Annotated in this window: 17 protein-coding genes; 2 read left to right on the top strand and 15 right to left on the bottom strand. The window is 64.2% G+C overall.

The window, feature by feature from the left end:
* Nucleotides 1-48 precede the first annotated feature (48 nt).
* The 4 genes from BUS42_RS10070 to BUS42_RS10085 form a co-directional block, all read right to left on the bottom strand.
* Nucleotides 49-870 (bottom strand): ABC transporter permease subunit, encoded by an 822-nt coding sequence (locus BUS42_RS10070; protein ID WP_074306796.1) that lies wholly within the window; start codon nucleotides 868-870, stop codon nucleotides 49-51.
* A gap of 306 nt (nucleotides 871-1,176) precedes the next feature.
* Nucleotides 1,177-1,455 (bottom strand): acylphosphatase, encoded by a 279-nt coding sequence (locus BUS42_RS10075; protein WP_074306797.1) that lies wholly within the window; start codon nucleotides 1,453-1,455, stop codon nucleotides 1,177-1,179.
* Nucleotides 1,456-1,666: 211 nt separating this feature from the next.
* Nucleotides 1,667-3,016, bottom strand: a complete 1,350-nt coding sequence (locus tag BUS42_RS10080) for a hypothetical protein (RefSeq protein WP_074306798.1) — start codon at nucleotides 3,014-3,016, stop codon at nucleotides 1,667-1,669.
* A gap of 317 nt (nucleotides 3,017-3,333) precedes the next feature.
* Nucleotides 3,334-5,223 carry a hypothetical protein gene (locus BUS42_RS10085; RefSeq protein WP_254053422.1) on the bottom strand — a complete coding sequence of 630 codons (1,890 nt, stop codon included), beginning with the start codon at nucleotides 5,221-5,223 and terminating at the stop codon, nucleotides 3,334-3,336.
* Nucleotides 5,224-5,791: 568 nt separating this feature from the next.
* Here BUS42_RS10085 and BUS42_RS44315 point away from each other — a divergent pair.
* Entirely contained in the window at nucleotides 5,792-7,507 is a 1,716-nt protein-coding gene (locus BUS42_RS44315; protein ID WP_216821021.1) for a hypothetical protein, read from the top strand.
* Between the two features lie 70 nt (nucleotides 7,508-7,577).
* Here the strand turns inward: BUS42_RS44315 and BUS42_RS10095 are convergent, their stop codons facing one another.
* The 7 genes from BUS42_RS10095 to BUS42_RS10125 all read right to left on the bottom strand — a co-directional run bounded on the left by BUS42_RS10095 (nucleotide 7,578) and on the right by BUS42_RS10125 (nucleotide 15,343).
* A complete protein-coding gene (locus BUS42_RS10095; RefSeq protein WP_074306799.1) occupies nucleotides 7,578-9,260 on the bottom strand; it encodes an AMP-binding protein in 1,683 nt (560 codons plus the stop codon).
* A 9-nt stretch (nucleotides 9,261-9,269) separates the two neighbouring features.
* Nucleotides 9,270-10,076, bottom strand: coding sequence for an enoyl-CoA hydratase/isomerase family protein (locus BUS42_RS10100; protein ID WP_074306800.1), 807 nt, complete (start codon nucleotides 10,074-10,076; stop codon nucleotides 9,270-9,272).
* Nucleotides 10,073-10,432 carry an AtuA-related protein gene (locus BUS42_RS10105; protein WP_074306801.1) on the bottom strand — a complete coding sequence of 120 codons (360 nt, stop codon included), beginning with the start codon at nucleotides 10,430-10,432 and terminating at the stop codon, nucleotides 10,073-10,075. The genes BUS42_RS10100 and BUS42_RS10105 overlap by 4 nt, the downstream gene beginning before the upstream one ends.
* The gene (locus BUS42_RS10110; RefSeq protein WP_074306802.1) at nucleotides 10,432-11,820 is read right to left on the bottom strand and encodes an acyclic terpene utilization AtuA family protein; all 1,389 of its coding nucleotides are present in this window, start codon (nucleotides 11,818-11,820) and stop codon (nucleotides 10,432-10,434) included. Before BUS42_RS10110 ends, BUS42_RS10105 begins: the two co-directional genes overlap by 1 nt.
* Before the next feature lie 215 nt (nucleotides 11,821-12,035).
* A complete protein-coding gene (locus BUS42_RS10115; protein ID WP_254053423.1) occupies nucleotides 12,036-13,643 on the bottom strand; it encodes an acyl-CoA carboxylase subunit beta in 1,608 nt (535 codons plus the stop codon).
* 76 nt (nucleotides 13,644-13,719) lie between these two features.
* Complete coding sequence (locus BUS42_RS10120) at nucleotides 13,720-14,907, bottom strand: acetyl-CoA C-acetyltransferase (protein WP_074306804.1); 1,188 nt, start codon at nucleotides 14,905-14,907, stop codon at nucleotides 13,720-13,722.
* Nucleotides 14,908-15,040: 133 nt separating this feature from the next.
* Nucleotides 15,041-15,343: a hypothetical protein gene (locus tag BUS42_RS10125; protein WP_254053424.1), complete on the bottom strand. Its 303-nt coding sequence runs from the start codon at nucleotides 15,341-15,343 to the stop codon at nucleotides 15,041-15,043.
* Nucleotides 15,344-15,836: 493 nt separating this feature from the next.
* Here BUS42_RS10125 and BUS42_RS10130 point away from each other — a divergent pair, with 493 nt between their 5' ends.
* Nucleotides 15,837-16,703 carry an SMP-30/gluconolactonase/LRE family protein gene (locus BUS42_RS10130; RefSeq protein ID WP_074306806.1) on the top strand — a complete coding sequence of 289 codons (867 nt, stop codon included), beginning with the start codon at nucleotides 15,837-15,839 and terminating at the stop codon, nucleotides 16,701-16,703.
* Nucleotides 16,704-16,864: 161 nt separating this feature from the next.
* On the opposite strand, the gene BUS42_RS10135 is transcribed toward BUS42_RS10130, so the two are convergent.
* The 4 genes from BUS42_RS10135 to BUS42_RS10150 are packed head-to-tail and all read right to left on the bottom strand — an operon-like array spanning nucleotide 16,865 to nucleotide 21,954.
* On the bottom strand, nucleotides 16,865-18,310 hold the full coding sequence (locus BUS42_RS10135; protein ID WP_074306807.1) for an MFS transporter: 1,446 nt from the start codon (nucleotides 18,308-18,310) through the stop codon (nucleotides 16,865-16,867).
* On the bottom strand, nucleotides 18,310-19,431 hold the full coding sequence (locus BUS42_RS10140; protein ID WP_074306808.1) for a mandelate racemase/muconate lactonizing enzyme family protein: 1,122 nt from the start codon (nucleotides 19,429-19,431) through the stop codon (nucleotides 18,310-18,312). Before BUS42_RS10140 ends, BUS42_RS10135 begins: the two co-directional genes overlap by 1 nt.
* Nucleotides 19,432-19,476: 45 nt before the next feature.
* Nucleotides 19,477-20,508: a M14 family metallopeptidase gene (locus BUS42_RS10145; RefSeq protein ID WP_074306809.1), complete on the bottom strand. Its 1,032-nt coding sequence runs from the start codon at nucleotides 20,506-20,508 to the stop codon at nucleotides 19,477-19,479.
* Nucleotides 20,509-20,550: 42 nt separating this feature from the next.
* Nucleotides 20,551-21,954, bottom strand: a complete 1,404-nt coding sequence (locus tag BUS42_RS10150; RefSeq protein WP_254053425.1) for a DUF1501 domain-containing protein — start codon at nucleotides 21,952-21,954, stop codon at nucleotides 20,551-20,553.
* Between the last annotated feature and the right edge of the window lie 12 nt (nucleotides 21,955-21,966).

Consider the following 21,966-nt stretch of genomic DNA (forward strand, 5'->3'; position numbering starts at 1 on the left):
GGAACTCGGTCTTGGAGAACCCACGTGTCGCCCGGGACCCACGTTGGTTCAGGCCAGGTCGCGATCCTCGAAAAGCAGGAACGCGAGCAGAAGGCATGCTCCACTGTACAACACGCAATAGCCCAGAGCGGGCAGAACGTAACCAACCCAGGGAATCATCACCCCGGTTGAGATTGCCGGACCGGCGTTGAAGAACTCGAGTGAAGGGAGAATCCAGGCGAAAAGCTGCGCCATGAAGCTGATCAGCTCGTTCACATTGCCGCCGCCCGTCACATCCACGAGGACCGGCGAAAGGTGACCGAGGAAGAACACGGCGATGCAGACCACCAGGTTGACGAGCATCGGCAAGCGCGTCGAGATCGCCACGCTCAGACTCGCCAGGACCGTCACTTCAAAGAACCCGAGGGCCAGGCCCGGCAAGACCTGCTTGACCTGATCGAGCTGCTTGGCGGATTCGGCAACACCACCGGCCGATTCCCTCAGGTCGTAGGCGTATTTGTACCAAACGCCCATCCCGAAGAGCGATCCGAGGATCAGGAACAGGAGCAAGACCCCCATCTCGATTCCCAAGAACTTGCCGATGATGAATTGCCGGCGATTGATCGGCTTGGAGAGCAGCGTGATCGCCGTCTTCCCGTCGATCTCCTCGGCAACCGTCGAGCTGGCCGTGAGCAGCGCCAGCAGCAGGCCGGCGAACGAGATCGTGGTCAGCCCGGTATCCTTGTACATCTTGATGTCTTCGCCGAACGTAAAGTACGACACGAAGACCGAACAGATCAAGGACGATCCGGCGATGAACGTCAGGACGAAGAAGGCCGGTTGCCTGATCGCTTCCTTGGCGGTCGCGAACGCGATGGTGAGAGCTTTCATGGAGGCGATAACTCGAAAGATGGAGGAGGCCTTACCCCTAGATTTGGCTCGGCCGAGATTATGAGACCTGAGAATCCCCTGAGTGATCGTATGCGTCCTGAAATCCCGGCCCCGTCTGACAAACGAATCAGGAATGCTCCCCCGAAAACCGTCGAAACCAAGGAAAAGGAGGCCGCTCGCCTGATCGTCCTCTTGAACCCTGCCGAAGCCCGAAGCGAACCACAATCCTCGAAGCGATGACTGAGGAGCCCGCTCGAGGCGGCCTTGGAGCCACCTGGATTCGCCAGAGATCAAGAAACACGAGGACTAATACCGGATCTCAAAGCCCTGAAGTTCGGGCTCGCCCACGGGTAGGCTTTCGGTTCGCGCTGCGTGGATCTTGTCTCCGATGGCGTGATGAATGGAGTCGAGGAGCAACTGAAGTTCGGCCGTCTCCCCTTCGGCGACCAGTTCGACCCGACCATCGTCGAGGTTGCGAACATAGCCCGAGACTTCAAACGACTGGGCGAGATGCTGGGTGGTGAACCGAAATCCCACGCCTTGCACCCGGCCCGAGTAATACACTCGGCGACGCTCCAACGGCATGAGACTCCACTCGCGAAAGGCCGATCGAAACGACGAACCTCAAGCGGGTCCGTCGCGCTTCAACATTTGTATTCTAGCGGGAGAGAACTGGCGAAGGCAAGCCTGGCAAACCGCGAGCCTATGAAGCTTGGTCCCGAACGATTCGACAAAGCGGCGCGGTCTTCAGAGCGAAGTCCGCGCCGCCGATTCGAGTGTGGCCTCGGGCCTGCGATCAAAGACCGTTGAGCTCGATGCGGTCGATCGTTCCACTGGCGGCCTGGATCGAAACCTGCCCGGTACGGGCCGGCCCAATTCCAAGCGCCCGGTACGGTGCGGCCGGGGAACCGGACGATCCGCCCGCCTTGATGGTGACGTTGGCCAGGGTGAAGGGAAGTCGGTTCTCAACCTTCAAAGTCGTGCTATTCGCTCCCTTGCGGGCGACCTTGACGGAGACGAACGTGGCGGCCATGGCATGGTCAAGCGCCCGGGCGAGTCCCGGACCGTCGAGAACCGTAACTGTGGAGCCTTCCGTGAAGCTCGTCTTACCCAAGGGAAGCCACCCTTCCCGCTGCGAAGAACGGCTCACCAACACGCGGCCGCGAGTCTCCCCCGCCTGGCTCGAGGTCAGGGTGACATTCAAGAAGAGGGCAGGGACGGCGGCCGTGGGCTCCTCATTGTCGCTGACGACGCACAGCGGCAGGCCCATCAGGTGCAAGCCCTGGAGCGCCTCCTGAAGACGAGCCGCCTCGGTCGCGAGTTCACCCTCACCCTGAACCCGGATGAACAGACGCGACTCGGCGAGATAACTTGGCTCGATCACGTCGGACTCACCCGATGCGTCGATCGCTTCGACGAACCGCGCGGCCAGTGCCACTTCGTGCCCGTTGATCACCTTGCTCGCCTGGGCGCGCATCAACTCGAACGGAACGTCATTGCATACGCGCCACATGGCGGCTTGGGCCACACCCTGGCTGGTGCCAAGGGTCGCGAGGCTTCGCAGAGCCTTGCGAACCCGAGCGTCGCCTGTGTACTCGTTGACGTCCATCAGCTCGAACCGGTCACGACCGGTCGGCGTCGGCATGCCGAAATTCAGGCAGACCGCCGGGAGCGTCAGGTCGATCGTCTTTCCCGCGGGAACGGTGACGGTGCTCGTCTGCGCGTCGGTCGGAGCGACCGGAATCGAATGGAGACCGGCATCGCTGCCGACCGCGCCACGGAACTGGCCGAATCCCCCGGGCTGATTGGTCGGAGTTCCCAGGCCCATGCTCTGGAACCCACCGCCACCGCCGCCCCGCTGACCCGTGGCACTCGCGGCCACCAAGCCTGGAGGAAGCACCACGTTCAATCGCTTGGCAGAGGTATTGCGGATCGCAAATCGGACCCGATCCTGACCTTGTCCGCGAACCTCGAGTTCAATATCGCCAGCCTGCCGCGCATCAAGCACGCGAACCGTCTCGGTGACGGTTCCGGCCGCGGGCGACGGCTCTTCCGGCTCGGCGAACGCCGAACCTGCGAAGATCAAACAGGTCGAGAGGCCCGCGGCCGACCAGGCCCGGGCCAGGCAAAGGTGTCGCCACAACATCGCGTTGGACCTTTCTGGACGGGGCCGCTGCTGGAGGACCCGTTCAAAGATCGCCCTCCCTGGCCCGAATTATTCACCAGTGTATTCCCAAACTGACCCGTCCCAACCGTGAGGCTCCAAGGACGTTGGACGTCCGACGACCCCGGTTTATTCGAACGGGTCTCCCCTTATTCTTCGGCAACTCGACCATTCGCCATCGGTCGATTTCGGGAAACGCAATCAACCAGGGGTTCTGATGTCCCTCAAATAACGGTCATGCCAACGACGACCGGTCCCACGTAACGACGCAAGCCCCCCTCCCCTTGCGATCCTCCGGGTCACTTCGGCTCCCGCCGGCCGAGAACCTTGACCGGTACCGCGGACAGCTCGCGGAAGACCGGCCGGAGAGCCGGTGTGTCATCCCCGAGCCCGAGGGGAACCCACACCGTCGCCCCCCTCGTGAGGGCCGACCCGTCGGCCAACGTGCTCGTGGCAATGACCTTCAATTCCCCCAGGGCCGGCCCCGCATCGTCGGCGACCTGCAGTATCAACGTCGCGACAAGGCTCGGTGGACGAGTTGTCCCGGTAGTGGGTCGACTGCCGCCCGCCCGGATCGTCACCGGTTCGGCCGTGACCCCGGCCGGCAGGCCGGTCGCGCGCAGTACGATGGGGCCAATCCGACCGTCGATCGCGATCCTCAAGTTCACGCGGCAACGCGATCCAGGGGCCAGGTTCAAAACCCCTGCCGGGCCGCTCAACCGCTCCGGCCCTTGCGAGTCGGCCCCTGAGCCGAAGCGCGGGGCACCGAGATCCGGCGGGAAGGCCACGCGGAAGTCGGGCCGAGCCGGCTCGACGGTCAATCGGTACGCAAACTCAGCGCCTCCATGGTCGTAACGGTCGGCAACCTCAATGATCCATTCTCCATCGGCCTCCGCCTCTTGAACGAGCAAGCTGTCGGTGGGAAAAGCCCCTCGACCTGGAGCCCAAGGAGGAACGAGAGAGGGGCCGCCCTCCATCGGATCGTCGTTTTCCGCAATTCGACGCCCCTGGTCATCGCGGATCGTCACCACCGAGTCGAGCCACGAACCGAGCGACGCCGCCTGGATCGCGACTCGGAGTCGCTCACCCCGCCGGACTGCCACGCGATAGTGATCAACCTCTCCTGGCATCGCGATCCAACCGTTGGCGGTGGAACCTCGTGGGAGCCGCGTCCCGGACCGGTCCTGCGGTGCGAGTCGCGGTTCGACAAGGTTCGGTCCTTCGCCCACGACGAGGCGGTGGGGCACGAGTAGGCGCCCGCTCGGCCCGTCAAACGGGGTGAGCTCGACGAGCGAGCCAGGGTGATCGGGCAGCAGAATCCGCTGGTGCAGGGGGACGTCCAGAGTGCCGCCGGAGGCCGTGACATCGATCGACTCTCCGCGCGGTCCCCCCAGTGGAAAGAGCGCCGTGGCGAACGGAGTCGTAAAAACGCGGATTCGGTAACTCGCCGCTTCGCCCCCCTGGAAGAGTGCGTCGTGGACCCGGACGATGACCGTTCCATCGGACGGAAACCGCGACGTGACACGGCAGTCACCGTCAAGGCCAGGGGTTTCCCGTCCTTGGATCAGGGAACGGCCCTCGCGATCGAGGAGGGTAACAACCGGCCTGAGGGGTGAGCCCAACCGACGCGCCTCAACCTCGACGGTGAGCGGCCCGCCCGCGGGCCCATCGATTCGAACGTGATCGACGTCGCGATCCTCGAGAACTCCGCTGACGACCGTGTTCACTCGCTGTAAATTCGCGTGGGCGGAGTCGTCATTCGGTTCGACTTCCGGGAACGGATCGAGCGTGTCGACGCGGAAGAGCAAAAGGTTGGAGAGCCCGAACGGGCCATCGGCCCTCAGCTCACGAATTCCAGGCACTGCCGACGCGCTGGCACGGGCCGACACCACGAGCCGACCGTCGGCCGTCAGCTTCGGTTCCAAGACCTCGACCCCGACTCCGGAGCTCCGGAGCCGCGTGCCCCCATCAAGGTTTCGCCCGCTGAGCGTCCATTTCGTCGTACGACCCACGGTGACGCCCGGGGGGGACAACCCCGTAAGGACCGGTTCCTTGAGGGACGCTCGCGACGCCGAAGGGGGCGATGGGCCTTGAGCCAGGGCTTGGGTGAACCCAAGAAGGCAGACCAGCGCGATCCCTCGATCCTTGAGAGTCGGTTTCAAGGGGCTTGACCACAAGCGGTGGAGCAAAAGGACCGACTCCGAACCCGTCGGATTGGGGCGAGCGATCACGGCTTGGGGCGGCAAACTCGCAACAAAAACCGGATCCCCGAGGCGCCGATTGAGCCCGCCTCGATTCAACCCGGCGGATCGGGATCCGAACGACTCCCAGGCGCGTTCTCGTCGAGGGATTCAGTCTCCTATGACTTTGCGCCCTCCAGAAGCATACCGCTTCTGAGTGCTCCGTCGCGAGGGGAACCTCATGCCGAAGCCCCCAATTTCGTGGCACGACCTGAGTCGGGCCCCGCGAGTCCCAAAAGCTTCGGATTGATCGGACGAATCGAGGGCGCAAACGTGAGTGAGAATGTTCTTTCGCATGCCGGCGTTGCGCGTTATAGTTCTTTGACTGCCGAGTCACAAAAGCGTCGACGCCTTCGCATCCCATCCCCCCGCGCTGGTGCTTGTGCATCCCTCCCCTCAGCGCTGATGCTTCTGCATCATTCCCCCCCACGCGAGCCTTGATTCCGAATACGCTCGGGGTCTTCGTTGTTTCGTCGCATGGGCTTTGTCTCTTCACTTCGGAAAAGGGGGGTCTCTCATGGCCTTGAGTCTACGCGTACTCGTCTTGCCTGCGTTTCTCTCGGGAGGGCTGTTCGCCGTCGTTCCCGCGGGTTTGATCTACGCGGGTCCCAATCCGACCCGCGGAGTCCGAACCGTCTTGAGACGTGCCCGGGAGTCCGACCTTGTCGAAGCGCCGACGAGCTCCGAGGTGACCGTCGAGGATGCGGACACCGTCAAAACGATCGACGTCCTCGAAGGACTCCGCTCGGGGCAGCTCGCCGCCAAGGCCGAAGGCACGGGTGACGGCCGGATGACGCTTAATTTGACCAACCGGTCGAAACAGAAGCTCCGTGTTGTCCTCCCCCCAGGGCTCCTCGCCACCGGAGCCTCGGGCCAGTTCGGAGGCATGGGGGGCATGGGTGGTGGTATGGGGGGTATGGGCGGCGGTATGGGGGGTATGGGTGGCGGCATGGGGGGTATGGGTGGCGGCATGGGAGGCATGGGCGGCGGCATGGGGGGCAGGGGCGGCAGCATGATGGGCGGCAGGGGCGGCATGTCGGGTGGGACAATGCCCGCGTCGATGGGAATGATGATGCTCGGACGCCTCATCATGTCGCTCGTCGGCGATCGGGATAGTTGGGATCAGAAATCGCTCATGTCAGGAATGATGATGGGCATGGGCGGCATGGGAGGCATGGGCGGCATGGGTGGCATGGGCGGTGGTATGGGTGGCATGATGGGGGGAGGGTTCCGCTCGGTTCCCCCCACGAGCCTGCCAGAGACGACGCTCAATCCGAAGCAGACGCGCCACCTTCCCACCGCCCTGGTGAGCCTGAACGATCCGGGCAACGCGACGACGGTCAGGTTTCCCGAAAAGGGTGAAAAGCTTGCGATCGGTGATGTTAGTCAGTTAAATCTCGACCCGCGAACCCAGGCCGCGTTGCAGCGGCTCGCCACGGATAAGGCGCCGCAGGCGGTCTGCCAGCTCGTGATGTGGCACACCGCGGCGGGAATCGACTGGCCGAACGTCAGGCGAATGGCCGAACCGTGGGCGAATGACTATGAGATCGCGCTCGCGCGACAATTCGTCGCACAGGTCAATCCAATAAAGGGTGGGAAGCCTGAACTTGAGTCGGGCACGATCTACTGGGACGTACGGACTACCGAGGGAGCGACCGTCACCTTAGCCGCCGAGCTTCGCACCCTCTTAGAGAAATCGACGATGCTCGGTCTCCGGACCAAGGGAAGCATCCCCGCCCGCCCGCCCGGGCCCGCAATCGCGTTCCGGGCCGCCCTGGATGACGTGAAAGCCGAAATCCAGGTGGCTTCTACCGACGGCCAAGGCGCAGCCTGGGTCCCTCTCGGCTCCTTCACGTTGAAGATCGATCCGGTCTCGAGCGATAAAGCGGAAGCGAAGGTCGCTCATCAGGCGGCCGCGATCGCCGATTCGACGGCGGCGGGGATCCTCAGTCGGCTCGTCCACTGCAAGCTCTCCAAAGGAGAGATGAGCAAGGGGAAGAAGACCTACAAAATTCGGATCGACAACGGCTCACCCCTGATTTTGAACGGACTGACCTTGGGAGGCCCCAAGGATGCGGACGCCACGGAAGAAGCAGCCCTCCCCTCAACCCTGGCCGGCTTCTGCCTGCCCCCCCGGCGGTCGTGGACCGTATCGATCGCGGCGGACACGGTGGACCGGCTGAACCTCAAGAAGGGAATCGACCTCCTCGCCGCCGACCTCAGCGGGCTCTAATCGAACGGGGTTGGGCGATCCGGTGCAAAGACCGGATTGCCCGTCCCTATTTTTTTGGGGGAACGCAGGCTCAGGCCGTCGGGATCGTCTCGGTGGTCTCGAGCCCGTAATGACTGATGCCCTCGGCGCGGAGGTCCACCTTGCGGATCTTTCCCGTCACCGTCTTGGGGAGTTGGCCGACGATCCGGATGTAGTGGGGAACCTTGAAGTGGGCGATTTGCCCCCGGCAATAGTGGCGCAAGTCATCCTCGGTCACGGTCTGGCCTGGCCGAGGCACGACCCAGGCGGCGATCACCTCACCATACTTGGCGTCGGGTAGCCCGACCACGGCCACCTCGGCGACGGCCGGATGATGATGAAGGAACTCCTCAATTTCGGGCGGATAGATATTCTCACCGCCTCGAATGATTAACTCCTTGCAACGGCCAACGATCCGGTAGTTTCCATCCTCGCGCCGCATCGCGAGATCCCCGGTGTACAGCCATCCCGCCGCGTCGATGACCCGTGCCGTCGCTTCAGGGGCCTTGTAATAGCCGGCCATCACGCCGTGGCCTCGGACCCGTAACTCTCCCGCTTGCCCCGCCTCGACTTCCTGGCGCGTGACCGGGTCGACGAGTTGCACCTCGACCCCTGGGATCGGCCGGCCGACCGTGCCGACCCGTACCTCAATGGGGTCATCCACCGAAGTCTGGGTGATGATGGGCGAAGCTTCCGTCTGACCGTAGCCGATCGTGATTTGCGACGCCCCCAGGTCGCGGACCACGGCCTCCATCAACGGCAACGGACAGGGACTTCCCGCCATGATCCCGGTCCGCAAACTCGAGAGGTCGAAACGCGTTCGATCGGGGTGGCCGAGTTCCGCCACGAACATGGTGGGAACGCCGTAGATTGAGGTACAACGCTCAGAGTCGATCGCGGCCAAGGTCAACCCGGGATCGAAGCTCGGCGCCGGCACCACCAGCGCGGAACCGGTCAGGGCACACACCAAGGTCCCCAGCACGCACCCGAAACAGTGGTAGAACGGCACCGGAACGCAGACTCGGTCGTCGGGTCCGTACCGAACGCGCTTACCAATATAAAACGCGTTCATTAACACGTTTCGATGGGTAAGCATCGCCCCTTTGGGCAGTCCCGTGGTTCCCGAAGTGAACTGGATATTGTAGACCTCGGTCGCTTGCGCCGAGCACTCACGTTCGTGTAACGCTTCATGCACGACGTCGGTTTCGAGGTCGGTCCAGCTCAGCCAACCGGGGCCGGGGCGATCGCTCACGGAGATCAGACGCCGGAGCTGGGGGAGCTTCGCCGAGGTCCAACTCGTACTCGTGGCCCGAGCCACCTCGGGACAGATCGTCTCGACCATCTGCCCGAAGTGGGAATCCTTGAACGAATCGCCCACGATCAGGGTCGCGACGTCGGCCATCGCGAGCATCCCTTCCAGCTCGTGGAGCCGATACGCGGGATTGATGTTGACCAGGATCGCTCCGATCCGGCCCACCGCGAACTGGGCGATGACCCACTCCGGGGCGTTCATCGACCAGATGCCGACGTGCTCGCCGCGCTCGACCCCCTGCGCCAGCAGGCCGGAGGCCACCGAGTCGACCCGCCGATCGAACTCGCGCCACGACCAGCGGATCGCCAACGACGGGAAAACCACGGCATCCCGGTCGGGATAGCGCGCGGCCGTCCGGCGCAGCACGGCTCCCACGGTCAGGTCAGAAACCCAGGGGGTCGATAGGTCATTTTGAGGGGCCATGGTTCGGGCTCACTCCTCGGCGGCTCGATCACGCCCCCAATTCCACAGCGGTGGTCGCTTGTGGATAAACGCACGCATCCCTTCCTCGGCTTCCTCGGAGACACGGACGGCGGCCGTCACGGCGGCCGGACCGCGCAGGTTGGCGGGGCGGCCGTTGACCTCGTCGAGCAGCCGCTTGGTCGTGGCCACCGCCCGGGGCCCGGAGGCCAGGAGTGAGACACCGAATTCGATCGCCTGACTCAGGCAGGTTCGACGGTCGACGACCCGATTGATTAATCCCCAGCGCTCGGCCTCGGCGGCCGAAATCGGCTCCCCGGTCAACAGCAAGGAGCGGGCCCTCCGCTCACCGACCTGCCGCACCAGGTCATACATCACGACCGCCGCAACCAGACCGCGGCGGACCTCGGGATAGCCGATCCTGGCATGCTCGGCCGCGATCACGAAGTCGCAGGCCACAGCCAGCCCCGCCCCGCCAGCGAAGGCGTCGCCATTGAGCGCAGCGATCGTGGGCTTCGAGAGGCGATGGACCTGATCCACGAGGTCGGCAATCCCCTGGACGTCGGCGATCGCCTGCTTCTCGGACTCCTCGGACTCTCCGGAGAGGAGCGACTCCTTCAGGTCCATCCCCGCGCAGAAAACGGGGTCGGCCCCCGTCAGCACAACGGCGCGCGAGCTATGCTCAGCCTCGATCTTGGTGAGGTGATCGCTCAGCGCGGCCACCAGGTCCCGTGACAGGGCGTTGCGACGTTGGGGACGGTTCAAGGTCAGGATGACGACCGGCCCCTGATCGTGCCGGAGAATGGTCGGTTCATTCATGATTCCCCCTTCGCGGTCTCGGTTCCAGGCAGCCGCATCTCGAGCAACGCCACCCCCAAGGCCTTGCCTTGCGAGTCGATCCGGAGCGACCGGCTCGCGCCTCCACCCAGAGCGTTCTCCAACACGAAGTTCAGCGCATGAATGTTGGGAAGCTCGTACCGCCGGACTTCGCCAATCCCGAGCGGTCGAAAGAATTCGGCGACCGCCTCCGCAGTCAACATCTCCTTAAGCCAATCATAACCAGACGCATCGTTCGCAACGACGCCGATGTTCGCTCGGTTCCCTTTATCGCCACTCCGGGCGTGGGCGACGTCTCCAACGCGAACGAGCGAGGCAGACGGGTGATCGCTGAACATCAAAGCGTCCTCCGCAACCATTCCGCGGCCGGTCTGACTTCCGTCCTGGCCTCAACCAGGTGGCGGGGGACCAGCGTGGGCCAGTACCCGAAAGCAGGGCGGGCCGAGGGCCTGCCCGTGGCATAGCCCGCGATCCCCGACGGCCCCGAAGTGACCAGGGGGGCGAACTCGCGGCAGAACCGCTCGACCGCCTTGCGGTTCGGGTCGCGCACGCTGACTCTCAGCATGACCTCGAAGGGAGGAGACGATGCCCCCACCACCCCCGGCACCACGCTCCCTGCGCCAATGCATTCGACCAGCGAGTTGGCCAGTTCAAACCCCGCGCGCCGGACCCGCTCCAGCACGATCCAACCCGACGCGTGCGCCTTCGCCTCGGCCCCACGGCCAACCACGGCGAGCAAACCGCTCGCCGTCCAGCCGTCGCGATAGACCGCGGCGACTTTGAGCCGATCGCTCGGCGGCCGGCCGGTCGCTCCCCGAAGCAACACGCGATTCAGGCCATCCTCGGTCAGTGAGATCGTGGTCAGGTCCACATCGACGTCGGGCGTTCGATAACAGGTGGGGTCGTCGATCTCGTAGACGATCTGCTCGGCCACCGTCCCGACACTGACCAGCCCCCCGGTTCCGTCCGGCTTGGTGATCACGCTCGTGCCGTCGGCGTCGATCTCGGCGATCGGGTAGCCGATGTTCTCGAGGTTGGGGATCTCATGCCAGCGATGCCAGAGCCCGCCGGTCGCCTGCGCCCCGCACTCGATGACATGACCGGCGGCCGACCCACCCGCCAGCCGCGTCCAGTCGTCCCAGGCCCACCCGAAGTGGGCGCAGGCCGGCCCGAGGGTCAACGAGGCATCGGCCACCCGCCCGGTCAGGACGATCCGCGCTCCCCCTCGAAGTGCCTCGGCGATCGGCTCCGCGCCCAGATAAACATTGGCACTGACCAGGCGATCGGCCACGGTCGCGATCGGTTCCCCGGTCTCCATGTGCGCGAGGTCAACATTCTCTCGAATCCAGCGCGGGATCGAGCCCAGCAGGTCGTCGCCCGTCACGACCCCGAGCGGCTCGGCCCCCTGCCCCGCGGCCTCGAGAATCTCCGCACACCGCCGGGCGCACGCACTCGCATTGAGCCCGCCCGCATTGGTGACGACCCGCAGGCCCGCCTGTTCCTTCAAGAGTGGCGTCAACCGCTCGAGCAATTCGGGAAAGTCGGCGACGTAGCCGGCGGCTGGATCCTTCGTGCGGAGATGGCTCAGGATGGCGAGGGTCAGTTCGGCGAGATATTCCAGAGTCAGGACATCGAGCTGGCCCGCGCTGGCCAGGAGAAAGGGCGCATCGAGGTTGTCGCCCCAGAAGCCAGCGCCGTTGCCGACACGAAGTGGGCGGTTCGCCATCGTGGCTGGCCTCCTTAGATTAGAGTCCGTCTCAGAAGGTCAGGGTGAACCGGGAAATGAAGGACGTTTGGGTGCCACGGGTTCCGTACTCGGAACCCGTGCGCGCCAGGCCAAAGCATTCCCACATGGGTTCCAAGTACGGAACCGCATGGCACCCGGCAGATCATCAAAAACCCCCGTGGGATTCACCTTTTGGACAGACTCTTAAACTGAGCTTAGACCTGAAAGACACCGACCGGAAATCCATCGGTCTCACGCTGTCGTGTCGCCACGTCGAGCGCCAGGACGAGGACCTCACGGGTTTGCAGAGGATCAATGATGGCATCGACCCAACCTCGGGCCGCCGCATAGCGGATATCGGTCTCGCGGTCGTACCGGGCCCGCAATTCATCGGCCATCGCGTTCAGTTCGCGGTCGTCAACCTGCTTGCCTTGCCGCTTTACGGTGGCAACCTGGACGTCGAGCATCGTCCGAGCCGCCTGCTGAGCGCCCATCACGGCATAACGGGCACCCGGCCACGCGAACAAGAAATTCGGGTCGAACGCCTTGCCGCAGAGCGCGTAGTGCCCCGCGCCGAACGAGTGGCCGACGATCAGGGTCAGTTTCGGAACAATGCTGTTACTGACCGCGTTCACGAGCTTGGCGCCCCGGCGGATGATCCCCGACCGCTCGGCATCGCGGCCCACATCGAACCCGTTGACGTCCTGGATGAAGAGCAACGGAACTCGCGATTGGTTGCAATCGAGCACAAAACGGGCCGCCTTGTCGGCGCTATCGGCATAGATGACGCCGCCGAACTGGTAAGGACCTCCCCCCTCGGGCCGGAACCGGAGCCGCTGGTTGGCCACGATCCCGACGGGAATTCCCCCCAACCTGGCGAACCCGCAAAACAAGCTCTTGCCGTAATCGGCGCGATACTCGTCGAACCGGCCGCCGTCGACCAGCGCCGCCAGGAGGTCGCGCACATCGTACTGCGCCGAGGGATCGGTCCGAACGATCGAGAAGAGATCGTCGGCCGATCGCGCCGGGGGATCGACGGGAACCCCCTCGGCCGATCCCTTGGGATCGGGAGGGAGCAGAGCGACCAGCCGGCGCAAGCGGGCGAGACAGGAATCGTCGTCGGGCTCGTGGTAGTCGACCGTCCCGCTGATCGCCGCATGCATCCCCGCGCCACCGAGCTCCTCGTGCGTGATATCCTGGCCAATGGCCGCTTTGACCAGGGCGGGACCGGCGAGGTAGAGGCCGGAGCCTTCGGTCATCAGCACCGTGTCACAGAGGACCGGCAGATACGCCCCTCCAGCCACACAGTTGCCCATGATCGCGGCGATTTGGGGGACCCCTTGCGCCGAGAGGACGGCATTGTTACGGAAGATCCGGCCAAAGTCGTCGTCGTCGGGAAAGACCTCATCCTGCATCGGCAGAAAGACGCCCGAAGAATCGACGAGGTAGAGCAGTGGCAGCCGGTTCCGCCCCGCGATCGTCTGGGCTCGGAGCACCTTCTTGATCGTCATCGGGAAGAACGCGCCGGCCTTGACCGTGGCATCATTGGCGATGACCATCACACGCCGCCCGGCGACCACGCCGATTCCCGTGATCACCCCCGCGCCCGGGGCCCCGCCCCACTCTTCGTACAACTGATAGCCGGCCCAGAGCCCGAGCTCAAGAAATGACGAATCAGGGTCCGTCAGGGCGGTAATCCGTTCGCGCGCGGTCTTTCGTCCTTTGGCATGCTGCCGCGCGATCGCCTCGGACCCGCCCCCTTGGCGGATCCCGTCCGCCTCGGCGAGCAGGCGCACGGTCACTTCGCGCAGGTCGGGTTCCATGGGACGTCGGTGATCGGTGCCTGATTCAGCGGCCGGCATATCGTGTTGTCATTTCTTGGCAAAAGGACCCCGCGAATCAAGCCCGCTCCACGACCAAGGCCACGGCGTTGCCTCCCCCGAGGCAGAGCGCGGCGACTCCGATCTTCTTGCCATGACGTTCAAGAGCATGAACGAGTGTCACGAGAACGCGAGCGCCACTGGCACCGATCGGATGCCCCAGCGCGATCGCACCTCCGTGGACGTTGACCTTAGCGAGGTCGATCTCCAGCCCCTTCACGCAGCCGAGCAACTGCGAGGCGAACGCCTCATTGATCTCGTAGAGATCAACGTCCTGGGGCGTTAGCCTGGCTTTGGCCAGGACGGCTCGAATCGCGCCGATGGGAGCGAGAAAGAGGTCGCACGGGTCAAGGCCCGAGATGGCCGTCGCGAGGATCCGCGCGACCGGTCGGACCCGCAACTGCTCGGCCTTCGCCTCCGAGGCGACCACCAACATCGCCGCCCCATCGCTCAGGCTCGACGAGTTACCCGCCGTCACCACCCCCTCGGCACAGAATGCCGGCTTGAGCCGCGCCAGGGCCGCCTGGTCCGACTCGGCCCGCGGCCCTTCATCGCCCTTGATCGTCGTGGAGACCCCTTTTTTGCCCTCGATCGTCACCGGGACGATCTCAAGGTCGAAGGCCCCGGAACGCTGCGCCTCGAGAGCACGGCGATGGCTCTCGCATGAAAAACTATCAAGTTCTTCACGCGAGAGCTTACACATATCGGCCGTCCGCTCGGCAGCCTCGCCCATCGGCCAGCCTTCGACCGCGCAGGTCAGGCCATCGTGCAGCATCGAGTCAACCAGCACCCCGTCGCCCAGCTTCCAGCCGCTGCGCCCTCCTCGAAGCAGGTGGGGGGCATTGCTCATGCTTTCCATCCCCCCGGCAAGAACAACATCGGCGTCCCCCGCACGGATGGCCGTTGCCGCGAGCATGACCGACCGCAAGCCCGAGCCGCAGACCATGTTGATCGTCAAGGCGCTGGCCTTCGTCGGGATCCCGGCACCAATCGCGACTTGTCGTGCCGGAGCCTGGCCGAGACCCGCCGCCAGCACGTTCCCCACAATCGCTTCGTCGACCTGGTCCGGATCCACCTGGGATCGCGCCAGCGCTTCCTTGGCCGCGACGACCCCCAGGTCCACCGCCGACCGACCGGACAGGCCACCGAGATAGCGGCCGATCGGCGTCCGACAAGCCGAGAGAATCACGGGAATCGGACGCGACATAGCGGTCCCCTCGAGATTGGGTAGGGAGGCAATCCGTTGATGCCTACCTCGCACGATCCATGCCGCGCCGTCCCAAAAGACCGGCGACATAGCCTCACCACCAAGGGGATTCTAAGAGCCACCGAGGGACAGGTCAACGACGACGCACAATCCGTCGATCCCGCTCGGTTGGGGCGCTCGCGGCCGCTCCGGCCTCAATCAACCCCTGACCCACGAGCGCTTTGACGTGTTTACACCCCAACGGATCGAGACCGGCGCGGCGGAAGACGAAATCAGGGCAGTCGCACTCAGGCCCGAAACTCGTCTGAGCCACGTCGTAGAGCGTCCCATCCGCCTTATTCAAGCGAAACGCACGCAAAGCGGCACCCGGTCCGCATTCGAGCGGCTCCACCAGGTAAAGGCTTTGATTGATTGTCAAATATAGGTGGCTCAACACCGTTTGGTCTCGCGTTTGAGTCCCGAACGACTGACCGCGCTCATGAATCATTGGCGGCGCCTCCATCTATACAAATAGTACGTAGTCAGAGGCGGTTTGGCAAGTCGGACAGACCTCAAAATCAGGTTCGGCACATCCTATTATTCGGATTGTGTGGATGCAGAATCCCCTGATTTCCTCAGGCGAGCGAGCCCCGGCTGGGCGCTGGCACTTCGCCTAGACTGTCCCATAAGGGGAACATAAAAGCACCCGAACAACGCATAAGTAGCACCAGAACACACCACCAACCTGGCGACATCACCGAAGCTTCATGGGCGTTGATCGAACCGCACATCCCAAGGGGTTCGTCCCGGCGGCCGCCCGTACGCGGAAACGGCGTTGCGAGAATCGCCGGGCCAGGCGGTTTCTGATACCATTGACAAGAATTTACGGCGACGCCGGTCTGCTAAAAGGACGATGTAGAGAATTGAGTTCGCACCAGGAGAAGCCCTCAATGGGTCGGATCGCTGGCTGTGTTCTGGCCGTGCTGCTTACCCCGATGGGCATAGCCGCCGGGTTGATCGACTCCCCCACCGACCTGTCGAACTGGATCACGTTACCACCGCCCCAAGTGGGCGACGATCGCTGGAACGCCGCGAACGCCGACTCCCAACATGAGTGGGTCGTCCTCCTGCGCGGCGATCGACCGTCGGTGCGCCCGCGCATCGACGCTCGGGAGAAGGGCTCACCCTACCCCGAGAGGCAGGAGGCGTATCCGCCGATGCCTTTCACCATCCAGCAGGGTTCAATGCAGGAGGGGCTCTCCGGGGAGTGGTTTAGCGTCCAAGTGACCGACGGCTGGGTCATTGGCTTCGACAAGGGCGAGTGGGGTGGCGCGCTCTGGTGGTTCTCGCCCGACGGGAAGAAGCGGTACAAGATCTCGGGCGACCAAGTTTCCGGCTTCTTCAAGACCGACGCGGGACTGCTGGCCTTGTCGGGCATCGCACACGGGACCATCTCACGCGGCCGGATCATCCGCTTGACCAGGGGCGGAGATGGTTTCTGGCATTCGGAGCATTTTGTCGATCTGAAGGGGGCTCCGGAGACGGCCGTCATAGGTGCCGACGGGGCCTTGATCGTGGCGACGCATGACCGACTGCTTCGCGTCCATCTTGACTCCGGGAGTATCGACGTGCTCCTGAAAGATGCCTTCTGGGGCGGACTCGACCCGAAGTCGATGATCCTGGCTCCGTCGGGAGCGATCTATCTTGGGATGAGGCACGGGGTCACCCAGGTCGAAAAGATGGGTGCGGCCTACAGGGCCAAGTGGCTCATCCCGAACGCCGAGTTCGATCGACGACTCCCGGAGGGGTTCAGATAGGACTCGAACTAGGCCCGAATCCACTGTGACCCTGCCTTTTCTCCTGACCACCGGTTTCTTTATTTCACACTGAGCCATACCACTGCGCTGGCTGTCGATCTCACAACGATGTCCATCCTTCAATTCAGCCAAAGACCTCACCCTCCCCGCTCGCCTCGGGATCATGCAAGCAGTCCCGGCTCAACGGGAGGTTGATCGACGGCGATCGGTTTCGAGGGGTCGATCAAGGTCCAGCACAAGGCGGCCATGATAAACACAGCGACATACGTGGCGAACGCCGAATCGTAACCGGAAAGGACGGCGAGATGGCGGTCGATCGAGGGGAGTTGGGTGATCGTGAGCTCTTGCGCAGCCGCCCGGGTGGCGAGGGAGCGCTCGACCAGCGTCCCTGTTAACCAGCCAGCCAGGGCGTTGCCGAGGGTTCCGATCGTGTTCATGCAGGCTGCGGTCACCGCGGCGTGCTCGCGGCCAAGATCCTGGCAGGTGGCCCAGGAGGAACCGAGGGTCAGGTCGACGCAAAAGGCGGCGAGGGAGATCAGGAGGCAGAACAGGTGAACGTTATCGGTGTGGCTGGCACCCCACCAGCAGGCCGCCCCGGTGGAGAGCGCGGTCATGCCGAGCACGCGCCGGGCCAGCCGTCGATCCCCCAGGAGACGCGCCAGCCCATTCACGCAGAACCCACCCAAGAAACAGCCGGCCGCTCCAATCCAGAGGGGCGCCCCTTTATACATCGCGCCGAACTTGTCGCCCGCCGACATCGAAAAGCGTTCTTCGATGTAGGTGGGCAAATAAGTCATATTGAATGCCCAGGCATAATTGATAAAGAAATACATCAGGCAGAGCGCCCACAGGCTCCGGTTGGTGAGCAAGGCCCGCCAGGGGACGCGCGAGTGAGTGGTCGAGGAATTCCACTCGGAGCCGATCAGGTCGCGCTCCGCGGCGTTGACCCCGGGGTGATCATCGGGGCGATCGCGAAACCAGAGGCCGAACGCAACGCACCAGACCAGGCCGATCATGCCGAACAGGAGGAAGGCCGATCGCCAGCCCATCAGCGGAGCGGAGGTGGCGGTTCCGCCGACCAGAATTGCCAGGATCAGCGGGGTGAGGCCGCCGATGAGCCGGCCCGACATGAAGACGAGCCCCTGCGCCATCTCCCAGCTTCGCGCGGGAAACCAGTTGTGAAGCGCCCGCGTAATGTTGGGATAGGCGCCCGCCTCGCCCGCACCGAAGAGAAAGCGCAGGGCGATGAGAGCGCCCAGGCCACCGACCAGGGTCCCGCCGACCCGAAGGCCGACCGCGGCGGTGAGGGCCGTGCAGGCCGACCACCAGACCACGATCCGGATCAAAGTGCGACGCGGACCGATCAGGTCGCCCATCGCCCCGGCCGGAATCTCGAAGACGGCGTAGGCGATCGCAAACGAAGTGATCGCCCACTTGAGCTGGGAGACGTCGGTCAGGCCAAGCTCGCCCGCGATCGACGGGGCCGCCACGCCGAAACAGGCCCGGTCGAGATAGGTGATCATCGACAGCGTGCAGGCGAAACCGAGCACCCGGTAGCGGACGCTCGTCGGCGCGGCGGACGGCGAAGCGGGCCGTGACTCCGTCATCAGCGCGACTCGCTAATGAGGACGGATCGGACGAAGTCCTCGTTAATCGTGACCCCGAGGCCGGGGCGGTTGGGCACGAGGATCCAGCCGTCCTCGGCCTGAATCTTCTCCAAGGTCAGCTCGTGCCGGAGCGGCGAATCCTCGACGCAGTCTTCAAAGAGGAAGGCGTCGCGACAGGTCGACAGCCAGTGCAGGCTGGCGGCGGCCGTGACCGGGCTGGTGTAGCAGTGGTTACAGAGTCGGGCGCCAATCTCCTCCACGCGTTGCCGGATGTAGGCGGCCTCGGTGAAGCCGTTGCGCGAGAGATCGACCTGGTAGACGTCGAGACAGCGGCCGTCGATCAAGGGGCGGAACGACTGCCGCCCGCACTCTTCCTCGCCCGACGCGATCGGGACGGGGGAACGGTCGCGGAGCCAGCGATAGCCCTCGTAGTCGTCGGGGCCGAGTGGTTCCTCGAGCCAGCCGATCTTGAAGTCGGCAAACGCCTTGGCCCGCTCCAGCGCGGTCCGTGCATCCCAGACACAGCCGGCGTCGATCAGCAGAGTGCCGTCATCGCCCAGCCCCCGCCGCGCTCCGGCGACGAGGTCGAGGTCGACGGCCTCACTCTGCCCCATCGGCTCCCAGCCGAATTTGACCGCGCGGTAGCCGGCCTCGCGCCAGCGCCGGCCGATCGCCGCGGTTTCCTTGCCGTCGCGGCCGAACAAGATCGAGGCATAGGCGGGGAAGCGATCGTGGAGCTTTCCCCCCAGGAGCCGGTGGATCGGCTCGCCGAAGTGCTTGCCCTTGAGGTCCCAGAGCGCCATGTCGATGGCCGCCATGGCGGTGATGGTCGTCGACCGTCGGCCGCAGTACATCGTCCGACGGTACATCTTCTGCCAGATCCGCTCGGTTTCGAGCGGATTCTCACCGATCAGCAGCGAGCGCAGACCGGTTGCGATGTTGTGGCTGAACGGGGCGTCGATGATGGCCTTGACCATCTCCGGAGACGAGTCAGCCTCGCCGATCCCCTCCAAACCGTTGTCGGTCCGGACTCGCACCAGGACGGAGTCTTGGCTGCTCGCCGTCTTCGCCTCAACGTTCTGGATGCGAAGGATCTGGCAAACGATCTCAGTGATTTTCATGCACGCTTCCGAGCGGGTGAGTAGATGGCCAGCCAAGGACCCGAATCAGGCGGAGATGTCGCGGCCGACAACGACGATATGCTGGCCTCGGGGAATCTGGGAGGCCCAGGCCTGAGCGAGCACAACGCCGTCGACTCCGGCCACTGCTGGCCATGGATCCATGTCAATATGATCAAAATCATGAAGCAGGCCGACTGTCTCGCCGCGACGCACGGCCGTGCCGCATTCCACCAGCGGTTCATAATGGCCGTCGAACGGGGCGACGGTGAAGCAGTCGCGGTCGACCATTTCCAATGTACGCTGAGTCCCCGCCTTGTGATAGTCGATCGGCTCGATCTCGCCGCGAAGCTGGCCTTGATGGATCGCCGCCGCGCGCACGCCCTGTTTGCCGTAGCGAACACCGTCGACGTTCACCGCGCGGCCCCATCCCAGCTCGGTGCCGACCGTGATCTTGCCCAGCCGTTCGGCCTCGCTCGGCAGTAGGCCGGGGGTGACGTTCTGGTAGACCATCAGGCAAGGGGTGCCGAACCAGCGGGCGGTCTGTTCGATCTCGGCGGCGAGCGCCGGGTCGTCGACCGGGTGGTAGTTGGCGCAAAGGGCAAAGCGGGCGACATCGCCGCCGGAGTGGAGGTCGAGGACCGTGTGAACCCGAGGCCAGATCGACGACCGGACGAACGCGGCGATCCGGTGAGTGATGCCGGCCAGGGCCGGGGTGACCCCCGCCCCATCAACGAACGCGCGGTTCAGGTTGACGCCGTCGTCCCCCTGGCTCTCGCGGGTTCCGGTGCGAAACGCAGAAGGGTTCAGTACGGGAATGATGATGATCCGGCCGCGCACATCCTCGAGCTTGATCTCACGCAGCAGGTGCTTGAGCGCAATCGGCCCTTCGTACTCGTTGCCGTGGTTGGATCCGAAGGCGACGAGGCCACGGTCAGGCTGTGCCTCCGGGCCCACCCAGACCGTCAGGGGGAGCAAATGGTCGCCCCAGACGCTGTCGTGTTCCAGGGCGACCCAGTAGTCGCGCCGGCCGGGGGAATCGAGGTCGAGTCGGTCGGGACGAGCCACAATCCGTGTCATGCGTTCGGTCTTCCCGCGAGAAAAGAGGAAGGGGACAAAAGCTCAGGCCAGGATCGAGCGCACGACCTGTCCATGAACGTCGGTGAGGCGAAAATCACGGCCGGCGTAACGGTAGGTCAATCGTTCGTGGTCAAAACCAAGCAGGTGAAGAATGGTCGCATGAAAATCATGAACGCTGACCGGATCTTTCACCGCCTTGAATCCGAAATCGTCGGTGGCGCCATGGATCGTCCCACCGCGGATGCCACCGCCCGCCATCCAGACGGTGAAACCGTAGTGATTATGATCGCGGCCGAGCGCGGACTTGCCATTACCGTCAAGCTCGACGGTGGGTGTCCGGCCGAATTCACCGCCCCAGATCACAAGGGTGTCTTCGAGCATCCCTCGCTGTTTCAGGTCCGTCAACAGCGCGGCGATCGGTTGGTCGATTTCCGCCGCCAGCTTGCGATGATTCTGCTCGATCTGGGCGTGATGATCCCAAGGTTGCCCCGCGCCATGCCAGAGCTGAACGTAACGGACACCACGCTCCAGAAGGCGACGGGCGATCAAGGTCTGACGGCCGTGGACGCCGTTGCCATACGATTCGCGGATGTATTGCGGCTCCCGCACGATATCGAACGCGTCGGCGGCCTCCATCTGCATCCGGAAGGCCATCTCGAACGACTGGATGCGGGCGTCGAGCCGGGCATCGACCCTCGGTTCGCGATGCTCGGCGTTCAGGGAGCGCAAGAGGTCGAGTTGCCGGCGCTGGACCGCCTGGGTGGCGTGCGGGCTCCGGATATTTTCGATCAGCTTATCGATTTCCGTATACTGAGGGTCAATGAACGTGCCCTGAAAGATTCCCGGCAGGAAGCCCGATTGCCAGTTCTCGGAGTCCTTGATCGGCAATCCGCTGGGGCACATCGCCACGAAGCCGGGGAGGTTCTGGTTCTCGGTGCCGAGTCCGTACATCACCCAAGCGCCAACGCTGGGTCGTGAAAGCACGGAATCACCGCAGTTCATGAGCATCAGTGATGGTTCATGATTGGGCACCTGGGCGACCATCGAGCGGATGACGGCAATGTCGTCGATGTGTTGGGCCGTCTTGCTGAACAGTTCGCTGACTTCGATGCCGCTCTGTCCATACTTTTGAAACTTGAACGGAGAGGGGAACGCCGCGCCGGTCTTGCGCTCCGTCTTGAGGTGATCGGGCGCGGGCTGGCCCGCGTACTTCAAAAGCGCCGGCTTGGGGTCGAACGTGTCGACCTGGCTGGGCCCGCCGTTGAGGAAGAAGTGGATGACCCGTTTGGCTTTGCCCGGAAAATGGGGCAACTTCGTCGCCAGGGCATCCCCTACCCCGCCTTCGAGAGCGGTGCCAGCGTACGCCTTTTGCTCGCTGAAGAGGTCGCCCAGACCGAGCGCCCCCAGGCCGAGCGCGGAGCGCTGGAGCAGGCTTCTGCGGCTCATCCGCGATGGATC

The organism is Singulisphaera sp. GP187, assembly GCF_900129635.1.
GTDB lineage: Bacteria > Planctomycetota > Planctomycetia > Isosphaerales > Isosphaeraceae > Singulisphaera.

Bases quoted from the DNA above. Each gene is read 5' to 3' on its own strand.
- BUS42_RS10070 (WP_074306796.1), bottom strand. From the start codon at position 870: ATGAAAGCTCTCACCATCGCGTTCGCGACCGCCAAGGAAGCGATCAGG.
- BUS42_RS10075 (WP_074306797.1), bottom strand. From the start codon at position 1,455: ATGCCGTTGGAGCGTCGCCGAGTGTATTACTCGGGCCGGGTGCAAGGC.
- BUS42_RS10080 (WP_074306798.1), bottom strand. From the start codon at position 3,016: ATGTTGTGGCGACACCTTTGCCTGGCCCGGGCCTGGTCGGCCGCGGGC.
- BUS42_RS44315 (WP_216821021.1), top strand. From the start codon at position 5,792: ATGGCCTTGAGTCTACGCGTACTCGTCTTGCCTGCGTTTCTCTCGGGA.
- BUS42_RS10095 (WP_074306799.1), bottom strand. From the start codon at position 9,260: ATGGCCCCTCAAAATGACCTATCGACCCCCTGGGTTTCTGACCTGACC.
- BUS42_RS10100 (WP_074306800.1), bottom strand. From the start codon at position 10,076: ATGAATGAACCGACCATTCTCCGGCACGATCAGGGGCCGGTCGTCATC.
- BUS42_RS10105 (WP_074306801.1), bottom strand. From the start codon at position 10,432: ATGTTCAGCGATCACCCGTCTGCCTCGCTCGTTCGCGTTGGAGACGTC.
- BUS42_RS10110 (WP_074306802.1), bottom strand. From the start codon at position 11,820: ATGGCGAACCGCCCACTTCGTGTCGGCAACGGCGCTGGCTTCTGGGGC.
- BUS42_RS10115 (WP_254053423.1), bottom strand. From the start codon at position 13,643: ATGGAACCCGACCTGCGCGAAGTGACCGTGCGCCTGCTCGCCGAGGCG.
- BUS42_RS10120 (WP_074306804.1), bottom strand. From the start codon at position 14,907: ATGTCGCGTCCGATTCCCGTGATTCTCTCGGCTTGTCGGACGCCGATC.
- BUS42_RS10130 (WP_074306806.1), top strand. From the start codon at position 15,837: ATGGGTCGGATCGCTGGCTGTGTTCTGGCCGTGCTGCTTACCCCGATG.
- BUS42_RS10135 (WP_074306807.1), bottom strand. From the start codon at position 18,310: ATGACGGAGTCACGGCCCGCTTCGCCGTCCGCCGCGCCGACGAGCGTC.
- BUS42_RS10140 (WP_074306808.1), bottom strand. From the start codon at position 19,431: ATGAAAATCACTGAGATCGTTTGCCAGATCCTTCGCATCCAGAACGTT.
- BUS42_RS10145 (WP_074306809.1), bottom strand. From the start codon at position 20,508: ATGACACGGATTGTGGCTCGTCCCGACCGACTCGACCTCGATTCCCCC.
- BUS42_RS10150 (WP_254053425.1), bottom strand. From the start codon at position 21,954: ATGAGCCGCAGAAGCCTGCTCCAGCGCTCCGCGCTCGGCCTGGGGGCG.